At 45.1% G+C, this 16,488-nt stretch carries 16 protein-coding genes, 10 tRNA genes, 2 rRNA genes and 1 pseudogene; 4 read left to right on the forward strand and 25 right to left on the reverse strand.

Features of this window, described 5'->3' with window-relative positions; genetic code table 11:
- Positions 1-34: 34 nt before the first annotated feature.
- From E4663_RS15465 to E4663_RS15490, 6 genes and pseudogenes are all read right to left on the reverse strand, one after another.
- Complete coding sequence (locus E4663_RS15465) at positions 35-1,306, reverse strand: S41 family peptidase (RefSeq protein WP_135328295.1); 1,272 nt, start codon at positions 1,304-1,306, stop codon at positions 35-37.
- Positions 1,307-1,317: 11 nt separating this feature from the next.
- Positions 1,318-2,098: pseudogene (locus E4663_RS15470) on the reverse strand (class I SAM-dependent methyltransferase).
- The gene (locus tag E4663_RS15475; protein WP_079477299.1) at positions 2,099-3,064 is read right to left on the reverse strand and encodes a DUF4003 family protein; all 966 of its coding nucleotides are present in this window, start codon (positions 3,062-3,064) and stop codon (positions 2,099-2,101) included. It abuts the pseudogene before it with no gap.
- 157 nt (positions 3,065-3,221) lie between these two features.
- Complete coding sequence (arsC, locus tag E4663_RS15480; protein WP_135328296.1) at positions 3,222-3,644, reverse strand: arsenate reductase (thioredoxin); 423 nt, start codon at positions 3,642-3,644, stop codon at positions 3,222-3,224.
- 19 nt (positions 3,645-3,663) lie between these two features.
- Positions 3,664-4,959: an arsenic transporter gene (locus E4663_RS15485; RefSeq protein ID WP_135328297.1), complete on the reverse strand. Its 1,296-nt coding sequence runs from the start codon at positions 4,957-4,959 to the stop codon at positions 3,664-3,666.
- Between the two features lie 10 nt (positions 4,960-4,969).
- Positions 4,970-5,317: an ArsR/SmtB family transcription factor gene (locus E4663_RS15490; RefSeq protein ID WP_135328298.1), complete on the reverse strand. Its 348-nt coding sequence runs from the start codon at positions 5,315-5,317 to the stop codon at positions 4,970-4,972.
- Between the two features lie 125 nt (positions 5,318-5,442).
- On the opposite strand from E4663_RS15490, the gene E4663_RS15495 reads away from it, so the two are divergent.
- The 3 genes from E4663_RS15495 (at position 5,443) to E4663_RS15505 (ending at position 6,577) form a co-directional block, all read left to right on the forward strand.
- Positions 5,443-5,724, forward strand: coding sequence for a phospholipase (locus tag E4663_RS15495; protein WP_079477303.1), 282 nt, complete (start codon positions 5,443-5,445; stop codon positions 5,722-5,724).
- 182 nt (positions 5,725-5,906) lie between these two features.
- Positions 5,907-6,233 carry a PadR family transcriptional regulator gene (locus tag E4663_RS15500; protein ID WP_079477304.1) on the forward strand — a complete coding sequence of 109 codons (327 nt, stop codon included), beginning with the start codon at positions 5,907-5,909 and terminating at the stop codon, positions 6,231-6,233.
- A gap of 5 nt (positions 6,234-6,238) precedes the next feature.
- On the forward strand, positions 6,239-6,577 hold the full coding sequence (locus tag E4663_RS15505; RefSeq protein WP_135328299.1) for a DUF1048 domain-containing protein: 339 nt from the start codon (positions 6,239-6,241) through the stop codon (positions 6,575-6,577).
- Between the two features lie 76 nt (positions 6,578-6,653).
- Here E4663_RS15505 and glmS read toward each other — a convergent pair whose 3' ends face one another.
- The 6 genes from glmS to sigW form a co-directional block, all read right to left on the reverse strand.
- Complete coding sequence (glmS, locus tag E4663_RS15510) at positions 6,654-8,456, reverse strand: glutamine--fructose-6-phosphate transaminase (isomerizing) (RefSeq protein WP_135328300.1); 1,803 nt, start codon at positions 8,454-8,456, stop codon at positions 6,654-6,656.
- Between the two features lie 489 nt (positions 8,457-8,945).
- On the reverse strand, positions 8,946-10,298 hold the full coding sequence (gene glmM / locus E4663_RS15515; protein ID WP_079477307.1) for a phosphoglucosamine mutase: 1,353 nt from the start codon (positions 10,296-10,298) through the stop codon (positions 8,946-8,948).
- Positions 10,299-10,370: 72 nt separating this feature from the next.
- Entirely contained in the window at positions 10,371-11,357 is a 987-nt protein-coding gene (locus E4663_RS15520; RefSeq protein WP_135328301.1) for a CdaR family protein, read from the reverse strand.
- Positions 11,350-12,162 (reverse strand): diadenylate cyclase CdaA, encoded by an 813-nt coding sequence (gene cdaA / locus E4663_RS15525; RefSeq protein ID WP_135328302.1) that lies wholly within the window; start codon positions 12,160-12,162, stop codon positions 11,350-11,352. Before cdaA ends, E4663_RS15520 begins: the two co-directional genes overlap by 8 nt.
- A gap of 172 nt (positions 12,163-12,334) precedes the next feature.
- The gene (locus E4663_RS15530; RefSeq protein ID WP_079477310.1) at positions 12,335-12,991 is read right to left on the reverse strand and encodes an anti-sigma factor family protein; all 657 of its coding nucleotides are present in this window, start codon (positions 12,989-12,991) and stop codon (positions 12,335-12,337) included.
- 15 nt (positions 12,992-13,006) lie between these two features.
- On the reverse strand, positions 13,007-13,570 hold the full coding sequence (gene sigW / locus E4663_RS15535) for an RNA polymerase sigma factor SigW (RefSeq protein WP_079477311.1): 564 nt from the start codon (positions 13,568-13,570) through the stop codon (positions 13,007-13,009).
- Positions 13,571-13,718: 148 nt separating this feature from the next.
- On the opposite strand from sigW, the gene E4663_RS15540 reads away from it, so the two are divergent.
- Positions 13,719-13,892: an aspartyl-phosphate phosphatase Spo0E family protein gene (locus E4663_RS15540; RefSeq protein ID WP_079477312.1), complete on the forward strand. Its 174-nt coding sequence runs from the start codon at positions 13,719-13,721 to the stop codon at positions 13,890-13,892.
- Positions 13,893-13,966: 74 nt separating this feature from the next.
- On the opposite strand, the gene rocF is transcribed toward E4663_RS15540, so the two are convergent.
- The 13 genes from rocF to E4663_RS15605 all read right to left on the reverse strand — a co-directional run.
- Positions 13,967-14,869 carry an arginase gene (gene rocF / locus E4663_RS15545; protein ID WP_079477313.1) on the reverse strand — a complete coding sequence of 301 codons (903 nt, stop codon included), beginning with the start codon at positions 14,867-14,869 and terminating at the stop codon, positions 13,967-13,969.
- 221 nt (positions 14,870-15,090) lie between these two features.
- Positions 15,091-15,166 (reverse strand) — tRNA-Ala (locus tag E4663_RS15550).
- Positions 15,167-15,169: 3 nt separating this feature from the next.
- Positions 15,170-15,244: transfer RNA gene (locus E4663_RS15555), tRNA-Gly, on the reverse strand.
- Positions 15,245-15,264: 20 nt separating this feature from the next.
- Positions 15,265-15,337: transfer RNA gene (locus tag E4663_RS15560), tRNA-Lys, on the reverse strand.
- Between the two features lie 115 nt (positions 15,338-15,452).
- Positions 15,453-15,527: transfer RNA gene (locus tag E4663_RS15565), tRNA-Gln, on the reverse strand.
- Between the two features lie 112 nt (positions 15,528-15,639).
- A tRNA-Tyr gene (locus E4663_RS15570) sits at positions 15,640-15,725 on the reverse strand.
- 10 nt (positions 15,726-15,735) lie between these two features.
- Positions 15,736-15,811: transfer RNA gene (locus E4663_RS15575), tRNA-Thr, on the reverse strand.
- Positions 15,812-15,817: 6 nt separating this feature from the next.
- Positions 15,818-15,893, reverse strand: a tRNA-Val gene (locus E4663_RS15580).
- A gap of 6 nt (positions 15,894-15,899) precedes the next feature.
- Positions 15,900-15,974: transfer RNA gene (locus E4663_RS15585), tRNA-Glu, on the reverse strand.
- Positions 15,975-15,996: 22 nt separating this feature from the next.
- Positions 15,997-16,068: transfer RNA gene (locus tag E4663_RS15590), tRNA-Thr, on the reverse strand.
- Between the two features lie 3 nt (positions 16,069-16,071).
- Positions 16,072-16,146 (reverse strand) — tRNA-Asn (locus E4663_RS15595).
- A gap of 40 nt (positions 16,147-16,186) precedes the next feature.
- Positions 16,187-16,300, reverse strand: a 5S ribosomal RNA gene (gene rrf / locus E4663_RS15600).
- A 75-nt stretch (positions 16,301-16,375) separates the two neighbouring features.
- A 23S ribosomal RNA gene (locus E4663_RS15605) occupies positions 16,376-16,488 on the reverse strand; the annotation flags it as partial.

Raw genomic sequence — 16,488 nt, forward strand, 5'->3', positions numbered from 1 at the left:
AAAGTAAAAGCTCGGGCAAATGTCCGAGCTTTCCTTATATATTTGAGCCCTTATGTGTGAAATTTTCTAATACCTCCATGGACCGCTCCAAATCCACATCCTTATCTAAATGCTCCGGTGTCCAAGGAATATAAACGTCTGGTTGAATGCCGACTCCACCCATTCCGTTTCCTTCATCTACAGCAGATGACTTGGAAGTTGGATACCAGAACTGAAACTTTTCCTCCATTGTCATCATCGCAACGTTTGCATAATCGTTCATTCCGAGCGTCGGACGTCCGATTACGGTGACTTTGTCAGAATGCTTCACCGTCTCAACAAACGAATCTCCAGAACTCCCACAGAAAACATCAGACAGCACTACCACCTCTTCAGGCCCTTGCTTGGTATCAAAGCTCATGTTGTCCTCGATCTCAGACAAATCCAGCTCCACGAATCCGTTCCCTCGATTCTTCTTCAATTCTCGAACCATCACATCGATTTGATGTCTCGTTTTCTCATCTTCTATGGTCTGGAGTACTTGGTCCATCAACTCCACCCTAAGGTCGACATTCCTCTCTGTGCAGAGCGTGTAGGCCTTGTCGCCAAAATCACGTAGATCTACATGAGAACCTTTGAATAGATAGGGAAGCAACTCAGAATAGGCTAGATCACTTCCACCTTTGTTGGTACGGACATCAATGATGAGCTTCTTGGCGTTTTGGAAGCGTCCCTCATTGTGACGGATTAACTCGGTGATGGCATCATGATTCCAGAAGTCGGTCATCGTCAAAATAAGCGTGTCTTCCACTGATTCGATTTTATAGGATGGCGTATGGGGGAGCTTGGTGAAAGCTTGTAAAGCAAGCGTCCTTCCACCTCCGCTACTAGCTATCACTTCTACTTCGCTTGTATCGAGAAGGACTCCGCTCCAATCCTCGCGCTCATGATGCGAGGCCTTTAATTCTCTTGCATGCCTTTTGGCTGCCTGCTCAATCGTTTCACCGTCTAAAGCTACGATGCGATCTCCGACCTGAATTCTCTTTTCTTGTTGGGAAGACGTTACATACAACGAATCTTCATAACGACGGACCGTGAACCCTACATCCCTCTGGCTCTCTTGTTCTAATCGTCGAAACCCCATATGTAATTCTTGATAATCCCTAAGGTAGTCTTGCATCAAAGCTTCAAACGATTGGTCGTTCAGTTGTCTAGTTGCTATTTGCTCACGAAAGTATGCAGGATGATCCCACCCCTTTTTATCGATGCATCCGGCGTAGTCATGGTGTGTAATCTGGACAACCGTCTCGAAAATTTCATCGTACATGGTTTCTCCTCCTATACACGCGCTTCAATCAGAAAGCGGTGTTGCTCTACTTCAAAGTAACCCTTCTCCTCTATCTCTTCATGGATACTTTGCAACTGCTCCCGGTAACTTTCTATAGAAAAGTCCGGCACCTGCCAAGGGATCGCTTTCAAATAGTAGAGTAACGCCCCTACATCATAAAAGCGTTGAGGCGGATATTCTTCAATTGTTTTTTCCACCGTGAAGCCATGTTGCTCCAAGCCATGAACGGCCGCTTCGAGATCCCAGTGCTCATACACATTTTCAGGAGAGCCAAGTGCCTCGTTGATTTTCCGGCAGTCGTATCCGCCTACTTGCTGGGTAATGAACGCCCCTCCCTGCTTAAGGATACGACGCACCTCCCTGCTTAAGGATACGACGCACCTCATATGGAGAGAACGACTCATGTTTATTGATCACTAGATCGAACTCGTTATCATCAAACGGAAGCTTGGAGTCCTCTGTGATCGCGGCCACCCGGATGCCTAGCGGTTCTAGTCGATCACGAGCAATTGGTATATTCGGTTCATATGCTTCTGTCGCCGACACTTTTTCAGGAAGAGGACCCAGTTTGGAAAGTAGTTCTCCTCCGCCTGTTCCCATGTCGAGCATCGAATTCGATTGTCGGACAAACGGCAATATGTAACTGCCATAAGACCAAGACAATGCATGACTCTGAATCCTTCCCGTATCCGTTACGAAAGAAAAATCCCAGCCGCTGAATGCTTCTTCGAAATCTTTCAGGAATTGGTCAAACGTTTGATTATCTTCCATTTACGCTCCTCCATTCGATGCAGCTGCAGCTCCGACTGCCCCTGCCATGATAGCCGTTTGTTGAGCCTGCATGATGACTTCCATACTTGTGAACAGTCCGGCCTCTGCCACGGAATCTTCTTGTAGAGATTCACTGACAACAAGCTGAACCGCTAATTTATAGTTCAAATCCCGGTGCCAACGGTATTTCTTCTCACCATTCAATTGATCCCTTATCATCCGGATATCTTCTAACCGGTCCGTCTCGTCTGTCAACGTGAGCATTCCGATCTCCGGATAGTGCATACTCTTCGTTTTTAACGATGCATTCTTTAATTGATCTGATAAATGTGTCGCCCTGTTCACGAGCGTTTCCGCATCGTGAATCGTATCCAGAGACAGCATCTGGCTGATGAACTGGAGGTTGTTCCCTTTCCAGAATCCATTTGCATTCAGACCGCTATAAATCTCTTCCATGCGGTAGATCAACGTATCTATCTCGCCTTCCTGCTGGGCTAGTAGGACAGCAAGTGGATAATCGTCTTTAGAGGTAATGAAAGGGTGTTCGGACCTCATCCGTTCATATACCGTTAACGACCTATCCATGCATTCATCCAACTCCGACTCGTCGTCTTGAAGCATTACTAACGCCGCAATATACGTGAACGTCGTCCGTTTGAACCCTTTTTCAATCATTCGATCATACACCCTGTTGTAAGTTTGAAAAGCTTCTCTTGGGTCATCGAACCGTGTATCCAGCCATGCCGCTACGCTGAATCGAATCGTAGAACGCAAATATGAGAACGCTCCGGATTCTTGCTTGATGTATTCACACAAATCCGTATAACGCTCTGCATCGAATTCACGGTTTTTCACGACATAAACAGATGCTGCCATCATCAAAATGCGATCATCCGTCCATTTATTTTTATCATTCATCTCAGAAAATATATCAATCATACGTTGCGCTTTTTCTTGTACACTCATCTCATCACGCTCCCTTCTACATTTACGAAATACTCTGACAAAAGTTTCAATTCTTTTACTAGAGAGGGGCGACGCTAATAGTGGTGTCGAATAAGCTAATAACTTTGTCTAATAACGTAAAAAAGCCGGGAACGCTATGTCCCGGCTTTCTTATCCCTTACGCCTCTTCTTCAGCGAATTTCTTGATACGTGCTTCAATCTCGTCACGGACACGTTGGAAAAACGCCCACTTCTCTTCCTCAGTTCCTTCCGCTTTCGCCGGGTCATCAAATCCCCAGTGATAGCGAGTTACGTGCGCTGGTGTCATCGGACACTTATCATTCGCATCGCCACACAACGTAATCGCATAAGCAGCGTTGTTCAGAATATCTGCATCAATGATATCAGACGTTTGATCCGTGATATCGATTTGAGCTTCATTCATCGCTTTGACGGCTTTAGGATTCAAGCCATGCGCCTCAATCCCGGCAGACAACACTTCATATTTGTCTCCTAGATACTTCTTACCAAACCCTTCCGCCATTTGGCTGCGGCAAGAGTTCCCTGTGCATAGAAAATAGATGACTGGTTTCGTAGACATGTGTAATGTCCTCCTTTTATTAAATAATGAGTAACCAAATATAGAGTCCGACCAAGGTGATCAATAGTGTAGGAACCGTTAAAATAACACCTACTTTGAAATAATACCCCCACGAAATGCGGACACCTTTTGTTGATAGGACGTGGAGCCACAATAATGTAGCAAGTGAACCGATCGGTGTAATCTTCGGTCCTAGGTCAGAACCGATGACGTTCGCGTAAATCAGCGCTTCTCTCATCGTTCCGGTTGCATTCGTCTGAGAGATGGCAAGTGCATCGATCATAACCGTAGGCATGTTATTCATAACCGAAGAAAGGATGGCAGCTATGAAGCCCATCGATACCGTGCCGACGAACAGGCCTTGATCCGCCGCTCCCTGAATCAGTGCGGCCAGTGACTCTGTGAGTCCAACATTACGCAAACCGTAGACAACGACGTACATTCCAATAGAAAAGAACACGATCGCCCACGGGGCACCTTTAACAACGGAGCTAGTGTTAACTGCTTTACTACGCCTTGCCATAAGCAAGAAGAAGATCGCTACAACACCCGCAATGAACGATACCGGTATGCCTAGCGATTCACTGGCAAAATATCCGATGAGAAGCACAGCAAGTACGCCCCACGACATGCGGAACATCCGATGATCCCGAATCGCCTCCACGGGTTTCTTTAGCTGGGAGACATCATAATCAGATGGAATACTCTTACGGAAGAACAACCAAAGTACAAGAATACTTGCACCTAGAGAAAAGAAGTTCGGCACGATCATCCGCGAAGCATATTCTACAAATCCGATATCAAAAAAGTCTGCAGAAACAATGTTGACCAAGTTACTGACGACCAGCGGAAGTGATGTTGTATCTGCGATGAAACCACTCGCCATAATAAAAGGCATGATCATCGCTTCCTTGAAATTCAAATTCCGCACCATAGCGAGGACAATCGGCGTCAAAATAAGAGCCGCTCCATCGTTTGCAAACAATGCCGCAACGACCGCTCCAAGCAGAGTCACATAGATGAACATCCGCTTCCCGTCACCTTTTGCAACACGAGCCATATGTAGAGCTGCCCACTCGAAAAATCCAATATCATCAAGGATTAAAGAAATAATAATGATTGCTATAAAAGCAAGCGTTGCATTCCAGACAATGTCTGTAACTGCTAAAACATCTTGAAAATCGACAACGCCAAATAATAGAGCAACAATCGCTCCCGCACAGGCCGACCAGCCAATCCCTAGATTTTTCGGTTGCCAGATAACAAACACGAGTGTCGCAATGAATATTAGTGTTGCTATAATCGCTAAGTTCAATACAATCCCCCTACGAATCGCACTGGATGCGTAATCCCGCTTTCTCCAATGCGCTTAATTTTTCCTTCTGATCAGGAATTTGTTGTAATACTTCCTGGATAAGATCGAATGCTTCATGACCAGCATTCAAAGAATAAAAGACCCACTGACCACTCTTCCGTTCCTTCACGAAACCAGCGTCACGAAGCTTACGTAAATGCTGGCTGACAGAGGGCTGACTCATTTGCAATACTTCCACAAATTCGCACACACAGCACTCTCCATCTTTCACCAATCCGAGAATAGTCAAGCGCGTTTTATCCCCTAATAACTTCAAGGTATGAGCAACTTGTTCCAATTCCAACTGAGTTTTTTCCATTGTCTCACCTCACCCTCAGCCATTATATAAGTACATGCTTATATACGCAAGTGTATTATACCCATTCCTTTCTTTTCCTCCTTCATAAACTAGTAGAAAGCGATTGTTAAAGGAGGTAGAGATCTATGAGTCGAGACAGAAACCCACGTCGTCCGAGGTTCTGTTTGTTCCCTGGTTATAAATACTGTGGCCCAGGTTGCAGTGGTCCCGGTGAGCCATTGAACGCCGTAGATGCTGCTTGTAAACGACACGACGAATGTTACCGTTATTCTAAAAATCGCTGTGCCTGTGACTACGCCTTTATCAAAGAATTAGAGCAACTCCAGAACCCATACACAGAAGAAGGTCGTCATGCGAGGCTGATGTATCAATATATGAGGCTACAGTGGTTATTCACTTGTGGTTAAGATCCATATAGGGGACACCCCCTATATGGGTTAGTAAGTCGGTTTCTCTAGGGCGACTTCTGGACATGCCTAGCACTTAAGAGAACGAATAATAACATTGACACCATCACTACTCTGTATTACTATATACTTGTAATAAGTAATACTAAGTACCGATGTTAAAAAGTGATGGAGGATGAAGAATGAGCGACTTCAGAGAGATGATGAAAGGAGTGCTGGAAGGCTGTGTGCTGGAAATCATCAGCCGCGGGGAAACGTACGGCTACGAGATTACTCAACAGCTTCGAGAACTCGGCTTTACAGATGTAGTGGAAGGAACAGTCTACACCATCACGATGCGTCTTGAGAAAAACAATCTGGTCGATATAGAGAAAAAGCCATCCACAAAAGGACCGCCAAGAAAATTCTATACCCTTAACGAAGCAGGACAGGAACACCTTCAAACCTTCTGGACGAAGTGGCAGTTTATTTCAAGCAAAATCAATGAACTCAAACAAAAAAAGGAGTAGATGTTATGAGTATCTTCGAAAAACTAACCGGAAGTTTGGATGACAAGCGGGAATGGCGAGCGATGGAGAAGCGTGCTAAGGCACTGCCGGAAGATTACTTTCATGCCTACAAAGCAATTCAAAAATACATGTGGACGACTGGAGGGCCGATCGATTGGAAGGATACACATCGGATTTTCAGCGGTCTTCTCGATTTGTTTGAAATGGGTGCTGCAGAAGATAAGGAAGTAACGGAACTCACCGGACCAGATGTTGCTGCTTTTTGTGATGAGCTAATAAAAGATGAGAAGACGTGGGATGATAAGTATCGGAAGAAGCTGAATGATACGATTCATCGTGGATAAAACAGCCAAATTTATTTGCCCTTAAATAAAAAAAGAAGGAACTCCAACTTTATGGAGATCCTTCTTTTTGCTTTTATTATTCTACCGTTACACTCTTCGCAAGGTTACGAGGCTTATCAACATCACAGTCACGGTGAAGCGCTGCATAGTAAGAGATCAGCTGCATCGGAAGAACCGAAACAAGTGGCGTCAACAGCTCATGCACATGTGGGATGACAAAAGCGTCGCCGTCTTTGTCGAGCCCTTTCATGCTGATGATCATGCTGTTCGCTCCGCGTGCTTCGACCTCTTGTACGTTTCCGCGGATGGATAGGTTCACATTCTCTTGCGTTGCAAGTGCGATGACAGGAGTTCCTTCTTCAATCAGAGCGATGGTTCCGTGCTTCAATTCTCCGCCGGCAAACCCTTCCGCTTGAATGTAAGAAATCTCTTTCAACTTCAACGCCCCTTCAAGACCTACATAGTAGTCTGTGCCGCGGCCGATGAAGAAGCAGTTACGTGTCGTTGGCAGGTATTCACGAGCCAAGTCTTCGAATTTTTCCTTCTGATCTGCTAGTGCTTCCATTGTGTTTGCCACAATACCAAGCTCTTGCATCGGATCGAAATCAAGTTCCAATCCTTTAGCACGTGCTGTATCAACAGCTAAGATTGCAAGCACGGCCATTTGAGCTGTGTAAGCCTTCGTAGAGGCTACAGCAATCTCTGGACCAGCGTGCAGGTGAAGCGTGTAATCCGCTTCGCGGGAAAGGGTGGATCCAGGCACATTCGTGATCGTTAGTGCCGGGTGGCCTAATTCTTTCGTTTGGACTAGGACAGAACGGCTGTCTGCTGTTTCACCACTTTGAGAAATATATACGAATAATGGCTTCTCTGAAAGTAGTGGCATGTTATAAGAGAACTCACTGGCTACGTGTACTTCAACAGGGATGTTAGCTAGTTTCTCGATAAACTGCTTCCCTAGAAGTCCAGCGTGGTAGCTAGTACCCGCTGCGATAATGTAGATGCGATCGCATGCTTTCATCGCTTCGCGCACATCAGCATCCAGCTTGATGTTGTCATTCTCATCTTGATACTCTTGAATGATTTTACGGATAACAAATGGTTGCTCATCGATCTCTTTCAGCATGAAGTGAGGGTACGTACCCTTTTCGATGTCTGTTGCATCAATTTCTGCTGTGAATGGTTCACGAGTCACCACTGTACCATCCTGCTGTTGGATTTCAACGCCATCACGACGAACGATTACGGTTTCTTTATCCATCAATTCAAGGAATTGATCCGTCACGTGAAGGGCAGCCATAGAATCGGAAGCTACCATGTTGAAGTCATCGCCTAACCCAACAAGCAATGGACTCTTGTTCTTAGCTACATAGATTGTATCTGCATTCTCAGCATCCAATAGAGCAATCGCATAAGAACCTGTTAGAAGCTGAACCGCTTTACGGAAAGAAGCCGCTACGTCGTTCATTTCATTGTTCAACACTTCGATCAGTTGAACGATGATTTCCGTATCCGTATCACTCTTCAATTCAACGTTCGCTAGGTATTCGTTCTTCACGTCCAAGTAGTTCTCGATAACTCCGTTGTGTACAATCGTAAAACGGCCTGATTCGCTTTGGTGAGGGTGAGCGTTCAACTCGCTTGGCACACCGTGTGTCGCCCAGCGTGTGTGACCGATTCCCTGTGTAGATGAAATGTTCTCATCTACTGCTTTACGTAAGCTAGCAATACGACCTTTTACTTTTGATACATTCACTCCGTCGTTATTCAATGTTGCAATACCTGCTGAATCGTATCCACGGTACTCCAGCTTCTCAAGTCCATTCAATAAAATCTCTTTCGTATCTTTTTGTCCAATATATCCTACAATTCCACACATAAGTGTTGTCCTCCTTCGTGAAAGAAGGGCAACGAATCGCTTACGTTCAGGGGCTATTCGCTGCCCCTCTCCCGACGTAATTTTTTGGACACTTTGTTCTCATGGTTTGGTCGAAGAGTCGCCTCTTCGGTTTGGCATGAAAACGAGCGGTTGAAGTGTTACAACCGGGAGGCATCCGCCGAATGCTCGATGAACCTCCTCCTCGTCAACTGTGCAAAACTCGATCCGCACAGTCCTGGCGCTTTTATAGAAAGATACTTCTTGTTCGATCCACCTTTTCTTTTCTAGAATCAAGTTTGGAAGTACTCAGTGAGTGTCGATTTAGGTAACTTTCAGGTCGAAGTTCCACAAAAATTGTAAGAACATCTATTATTTTACCTGAGCTAGACGGAGGCGGTCAATAAAAACCCGTCATCGTCATTAAACTGTTAGCCAGTTGTAATAGAATATGCGAGAGGACCACGGTCGTGACCCTCTCGCCTTCCCATTTTATTGATCTTGCATGCCTAGTTCTTCTTGAACTACTTGCACGACTTTATCGCAGTACTCTTCACACTGCTCTTCTGTTGGTGCTTCGACCATGATCCGTACGAGTGGTTCCGTTCCAGACGGGCGTACTAGCACACGGCCACTATCACCCATTTCTTCTTCAACAGCTTGAATAGCCTCTTGAATGCGTGGGTGAGTTTGCACACGCTGCTTATCGATGACACGCACGTTCTTCAAAACTTGTGGGAATTTCTCCATTTCGCCTGCCAGTTCAGAGAGTGGTTTACCTGTCTCTTTCACGACGTTCACAAGTTGAAGCGCCGTCAGCAATCCATCTCCTGTTGTGTTGTGATCAAGGAAGATGATGTGTCCGGATTGTTCCCCACCGAGGTTATAGCCCCCGCGACGCATTTCTTCCATGACGTAACGGTCCCCAACAGCTGTTTTGTCACTCTTCATACCTTGTGCTTCCACCGCTTTGTAAAAACCGAGGTTACTCATGACGGTAGAGACGACTGTCGAGTGGTTCAACGTGCCTTGTCCATTCATATGCTTTGCGCATATGTACATAATGCGGTCTCCATCTACGATGTTCCCTTTTTCATCAACTGCAATTAAGCGGTCTCCGTCCCCATCGAAGGCAAGACCAATATCAGCATTTTTCTCTTGAACAGTCTTCTGAAGTGTTTCCGGGTGTGTGGAGCCACATCCCTCATTGATGTTCAAGCCATCTGGTGTAGAACCAATGGACGTAATATCCGCTTCTAGATCTGCGAATAAGTGCGAAGCAAGAGATGATGTCGCACCGTGAGCACAGTCTAATACTATGTTCAGACCTTCAAAGTCATAATCGATCGTCTGCTTCAGATGTTGAAGGTATTTCTGTCCACCTTCGAAATAATCGTTGATTTGACCGAGGTCCGCTCCAGACGGACGAGGAAGGTTGTCTTCTTCAGAGTCGATCAACGCTTCTATCTCTTCTTCTTGAGCATCTGTCAGTTTGAATCCATCAGGACCGAAGAACTTGATCCCATTATCCTCTACTGGGTTGTGGGAAGCAGAAATCATGATTCCAGCTTCTGCTCCGAGCACTTTAGTAAGGTAAGCGACTCCTGGTGTAGAGATGACACCCAAACGCATCACTTCCGCCCCGATTGATAGAAGCCCAGAAGCTAGAGCGCCTTCAAGCATCTCCCCAGAAATCCTCGTGTCCCTGCCGATCAAGACCTTTGGTTTGTTCACTTCTTTCGTTAAGACATACCCACCGTATCGACCTAATTTAAAAGCCAGTTCAGGTGTTAATTCTTTATTGGCGACTCCGCGTACGCCGTCAGTTCCGAAATATTTACCCATGTGTCCTACCTCTCTTTCCAAACTATCCTATAACTTATTTTATTTCGATTATTGGGAAGAGGACGCGTAGGCTTATGCCTCTGTATCCTCTTCGTCTGTTTGTACTTGTTCAACGTCAATTTGTACTTCAATTGTCTCCGGATCGACGCGCTTAACTCCCTCTGGAACCGGAACCTTCACATTAACGGTTTGGTCTTCGGTTACTTCTGTTAAGTCGACTTCGATCGGAGGGAACTCCTCAATCGACGCAAGTGTCTCTTGTGAACCATAGATGGTGATCTGTTGAACCTCTGAATTCAACGAATTGACAATTACTCCTTCAGGGGCTCCACCGACACCTTCTAATTGGAACGGTACTTGTTTCATACGTTCCACAATCGGGACGGTTACCATCACCTCATTCGGATCTACGAGAACGTTCAATTCATTCCCTTGATTGTCATACACTTTAACAGGGGCCTCTTGGTTCTCTATCGTACTGTCCGCCTCTCCTACGTCGATTATCGCTTTAACAGAAGCGACGCGCTCGACAATAGAAGATGCACCAGTAATTTGAACGGTTGACGGCGTTACCTCTGGATCTCCGATTTCTAGTTCACCCGACATGGTGCTTTCATTCAGATAATCCACACTGACTTCGAAATCTTCGCCGACTTTCTCTTCGATCGTCACTTCAATGGTCTTCGGTTCAATTGTAACCGCCAGTTGGTTGGAAATTCCAGTATGTTGAAGAGAAACCTCATGCGTTCCTGGGCCATATTCCATTAAGTCCACAAACACTTCAAAGTTTTGCTGCCTTACCACAGGCGTCACAGCAGAAGGCGGTCCTTCGACTGTCACAGAAACTTCTTGCGGTAACCCACTGACAACATACTCGTCACTATCGAAACGAATCTCAAGCGGCACATTGTCCATCACTTCCATATCAGAGGACGTATCATTAAAGATAAGAGAATCCGAGTCCATATTATCATCAACATTGACAGTAACCCACAATAACCCTGCAAGAATCAATGAAATAATCCGGATGAACCAGACACTTCGAAACCAATTATCCATTCTTTTTCCCCCTCCAGTTCCACGATTTTACCGAAGGGGAAGAGTAGTCCAATTCAGTGCGCAATATCTCTTCAAGTTTCGCTTGGTCTAAGTCACGGTGCAGCTCTCCGTTTTTTGTACACGAGATGGCACCCGTTTCCTCAGACACTACGATAGTAAGCGCATCTGTCACTTCACTGATCCCCATGGCTGCACGGTGTCTTGTTCCGAGTTCCTTTGAGATGAAAGGACTCTCAGACAAGGGAAGGTAACAAGCTGCTGCTACAATCTCATTATTCTTAAGTATGACCGCACCGTCATGAAGTGGGGTGTTCGGAATGAAAATGTTCGTCAACAGCTCACTGGAGAGGTGTCCTCCCACCTTGATTCCTGTCTCGACATAATCTCCCATACCCGTATCACGTTCAATCGTAATGAGTGCGCCGATTCGGCGTTTTGCCATGTACTGACACGACTTTATGATTGCCTGGATTGATTTCTCGGTATCTTCCTCTTCAGCCGTGTTCCTACTGAAGAAGCTGCCGCGTCCTAATTGTTCCAAAGCTCGCCTTAACTCCGGCTGGAACAGTATGATAATAGCGAGAAAACCCCATGTGATCGCCTGTGACATCAGCCACCTTAATGTGGTTAGTCCAAATAAATTACTCAATAACCAGATCCCCAGAACTACGAAAATACCCTTCAACAATTGAACAGCTTTCGTACCCTGGATCAGCATGATTAATTTATATACAACAAACCAGACAAGGGCAATATCAACCGCGATTAAGAAATAATCTAATACATCTAATCCCCCATCAAGCATGCCTACACTTCCTTTTATATAAAAATAAAACGAAATTTATAAAAATGATTAGCCTGTTCCATTATATCATACTTCATTTTTCCAATATATGAAGAATAGGAACATTGATAAACCTATTCCTACACCTATAGAAAAAGACCGCCTTTCTTACAAGACGGTCTCTACTATATGCTTATTCATCTGATCCAAAAGAAAAGATATCAGAAACGAGTCCTTTCGTCTGGTACCAAACCCACTCATAGATTTGGTTAACCTCGGTCAATTCCCCTGTATAAGCTCTAAGCGTGGAAGAATCCAGTTCTTCATCGATAGAACCATCCGGCTCCCCATCAATGATATCACCGTTGATAATAGTCACATCTCCATCGATCTTCCCTTCAATTCTCAAGTCCCCATTGCGCACGGTCAAATCACCATTCACCGTCACACCCTCTGGAACAATAACCACTTCATCCTTTATCTCCAGATTCTCCTGCTTGGAAACCGTCACTTGCTGGTCCTGGTTCCAGGCTGAGAAGATTCCACTGAACATAAGAATGAAAAATACAGCCGCCGCGGTGAGAATCGGGTGACTCTGAAACAGGCGAGCATAATTACGTCGTTTCTTCTCTTTCGGAAGGTTAGCCATGACATTCGCTGTAAAGTCCTTAGGCGCTTGTGCAGGCATTGTATTGGTAATAAGTGTCGTTGTACGCTTCAATTCATGGAAATGGCTCTGACAGGCTTGGCAGGCCTGCAAATGATCACGCAGTCGTCTTTCTTCTTCTTTATTTAAATCGCCATCCATATATTTGTGCATGAGTGCAACAGCTTCTTGTTTGCAATTCATTCCCTCTCAACTCCTTTACACATGTCGAAGCCTTTTGCGTAAAGCTTCCCTGCCCCGATGCACTCGTGTTTTGACGGTTCCTACAGGGATGTCTAAAATCTCAGCAATTTCCTGGAGAGCTAACTCATCCAAGTATCTGAGTACTATGACGCTACGATACTTAGGAGGTAACGCCAAAATCTCTTGGTGGATATACGATTGAAGCTCAAGGCTTTCCACTTCTTCCTCAGGTAGCGCTTGGTCTGCTGCCAACTGAGAATACATATCCAAACCATCTGTTCCTTTTACCTCTGCGTCCAGATGATAATCCGGCTTCTTCTTACGAATACGGTCAATCGTTAAATTCGTCGCAATCCTATACAACCATGTAGAGAATTTACGGCGCTCATCAAACGAGTGAATATTCGTATAAGCCCTAATAAAGGCCTCTTGTGCAAGATCCTCTGCTTCGTAAGAGTTACCGATCATTCTAAGACAAATATGGAATACCTTGTTCTGGTAGAAAGCCACTATGTCTTCAAAAGACGATTGGTCCCCTTTTTTAACTTCTTTTATTTTCTGTTTAATCATGGATTCCATCTGCTATACCTCCGCTATTCGTGCGGTCGATATCCTATACGGATGACCTCGCCTTTTGGTTTCAAAGTTTTTTAATCTTTTTCGTTTAAATCTCTCTCATTACGGTTATAAGACATAATATGTAAAATGTAAAGAGGAGGATTGCAACATGCAGGGTGAAGCATCACTTTTAAAAGAAATTGAAACCTGCCGAGAACAAATGTCACGTGTCGCTGTAGAAAACTCCCTTTCGTCCAATGAAGTATTACAAGTCAGTAGAAAATTAGACGCGCTAATGAACCAATATGATGATATGACCCAGAAAGTTACGAGTCATATATAGAATAAGCGATAATCCATACCAACACAAAAGAAACCGCCACTTCTTTCACGAAGTGACGGTTTCTTTATGTTTACTTATTTTAAACTTTCACCGAACAAAGAACCCATTAATCCTACAGCTACAGTTGCCGTTTTATTGCGTTCGTCAAGAATCGGATTCACTTCCACGAATTCAGCTGATGTTAACATATTGGACTGATACAACATCTCCATCGCTAAATGGCTCTCACGGTAGCTTAGCCCACCGAGTACAGGCGTCCCCACTCCAGGAGCTTCATTTGGATCTAGACCATCTAGGTCAAGGCTCAAATGGACACCATCTGTACGTCCACGTAAGTATTCGATAGATTCATCCATTACTGTAGGCATTCCCATACGATCCACTTCATGCATCGTATAAACTTTGATGCCTTTCTCTTCAATCAATACTCGCTCACCCTCATCTAGTGAACGCGCACCGATAATAACGATATTCTCAGGCTTGATCTTCGGCTCGTCGCCATGAATGCTCGTAAGCTTCTCATGACCGATTCCTAGACTGACAGCAAGCGGCATACCGTGTATGTTACCTGAAGGTGAGCTGTCCGCCGTGTTCAAATCACCATGAGCATCATACCAGATCACACCTAGGTTATCATAATGCTTAGCAAGTCCTGCTAATGTCCCCATAGCAATACTATGATCCCCACCTAGAACTAACGGGAAACTGCCCTTCTCTACAACTTCGTCTACCTTTTCTGCAAGGCGCGTTGTTCCTTCGGCAATTTCATTTAAGTTACGAAGATTATCAAGTTTTGATTCCTTATTAGATTTCGGCCTTGGAATTTCAATATCTCCCAAGTCCTCGATTACATAATTCAACTGTTCAAGACGTTCGATCATACCAGCGTAACGGATAGCACTTGGCCCCATGTCTACGCCTCTTCTCATTTGTCCCAAATCCATGGGAACTCCGATAATGGAAAGGTGATTGTTCATTCAATTCTCCTCCTTTATTCGCTATCCTTATTGTATCCGTTTTATTCTGAATGACTCAACTGGACAACTTTGTGTATATATATACGCACACTGCCCCTTAATAGGAAGATCACTGCATGTTTACAAGTCTTCTCATTATTGACCCCGTCCAGATAAAATAAAAAAACTGGTATTCTTAGTAAGAATACCAGTTGTATATGAAAAGCGATATATATGTAAGTTGGTGGAGCCTAGCGGGATCGAACCGCTGACCTCCTGCGTGCAAAGCAGGCGCTCTCCCAGCTGAGCTAAGGCCCCATATGGAGCGGGAGACGGGATTCGAACCCGCGACCCCCACCTTGGCAAGGTGGTGTTCTACCACTGAACTACTCCCGCGATGAAGTTGTAATGAAAAGTGAGCCATGAAGGATTCGAACCTTCGACCCTCTGATTAAAAGTCAGATGCTCTACCAGCTGAGCTAATGGCTCATACATAATAAAATGGATTATCGTTACATTATATGCTTAAGATCTCAAGATGTTTGTTTTGTAACGTACCCTTTAAGTAGGCATCATAAACGAAAACAACAAGCTTAGTAAAAAATGGCTGGGCCAGCTGGATTCGAACCAGCGCATGACGGTACCAAAAACCGTTGCCTTACCGCTTGGCTATGGCCCAACGATTACAAACTTATTATAAACATAGACAATGAATCTTATGCATGTAACGAGCTTTTTTCCCATAAAAATAAGCTGATTGAATGTGCACCAGCAAATCTTTAAAAGAATAATGGTGGAGGGAGTAGGACTCGAACCTACGAACCCAAAGGGAGCGGATTTACAGTCCGCCGCGTTTGGCCAACTTCGCTATCCCTCCACGCGTTAAGTGGTGCCGGCCAGAGGACTTGAACCCCCAACCTACTGATTACAAATCAGTTGCTCTACCAGTTGAGCTAGGCCGGCTTGAAATGGTGGAGGATGCAGGGCTCGAACCTGCGACCCCCTGCTTGTAAGGCAGGTGCTCTCCCAGCTGAGCTAATCCTCCACTAAGTGGTGACCCGTACGGGATTCGAACCCGTGTTACCGCCGTGAAAGGGCGGTGTCTTAACCACTTGACCAACGGGCCAAAAACGTGTAACTTTCTTCAGAGCTTCCAGCCGGACTTGAACCGGCGACCCCTTCCTTACCATGGAAGTGCTCTACCACTGAGCTATGGAAGCAAGTGGCTCCAACGGTAGGATTCGAACCTACGACCGATCGGTTAACAGCCGATTGCTCTACCACTGAGCTACGTTGGAATAGTGTTTACACAACAATACAATTTAATAAGGAAGAATGACGTGGCGGCGTCCTACTCTCACGGGGGTAAACCCGACTACCATCGGCGCTGAAGAGCTTAACTGCTGTGTTCGGCATGGGAACAGGTGTGACCTCTTCGCCTTCACCACCACATCATTATAAGGTTTTTAGTAAACCTTCAAAACTGGATAAGAGTTTCATCAAACTTGTAAACCAACGTCTTTTCAGATAGATAAGTCTTCGATCCATTAGTATCTGTCAGCTCCACGTGTCACCACGCTTCCACCTCAGACCTATCAACCTCATCGTCTCTGAGGGATCTTAATTACTCTAGGTAATGG

It is taken from the genome of Halobacillus salinus, from assembly GCF_004684905.1.
Classification (GTDB): domain Bacteria; phylum Bacillota; class Bacilli; order Bacillales; family Halobacillaceae; genus Halobacillus; species Halobacillus salinus.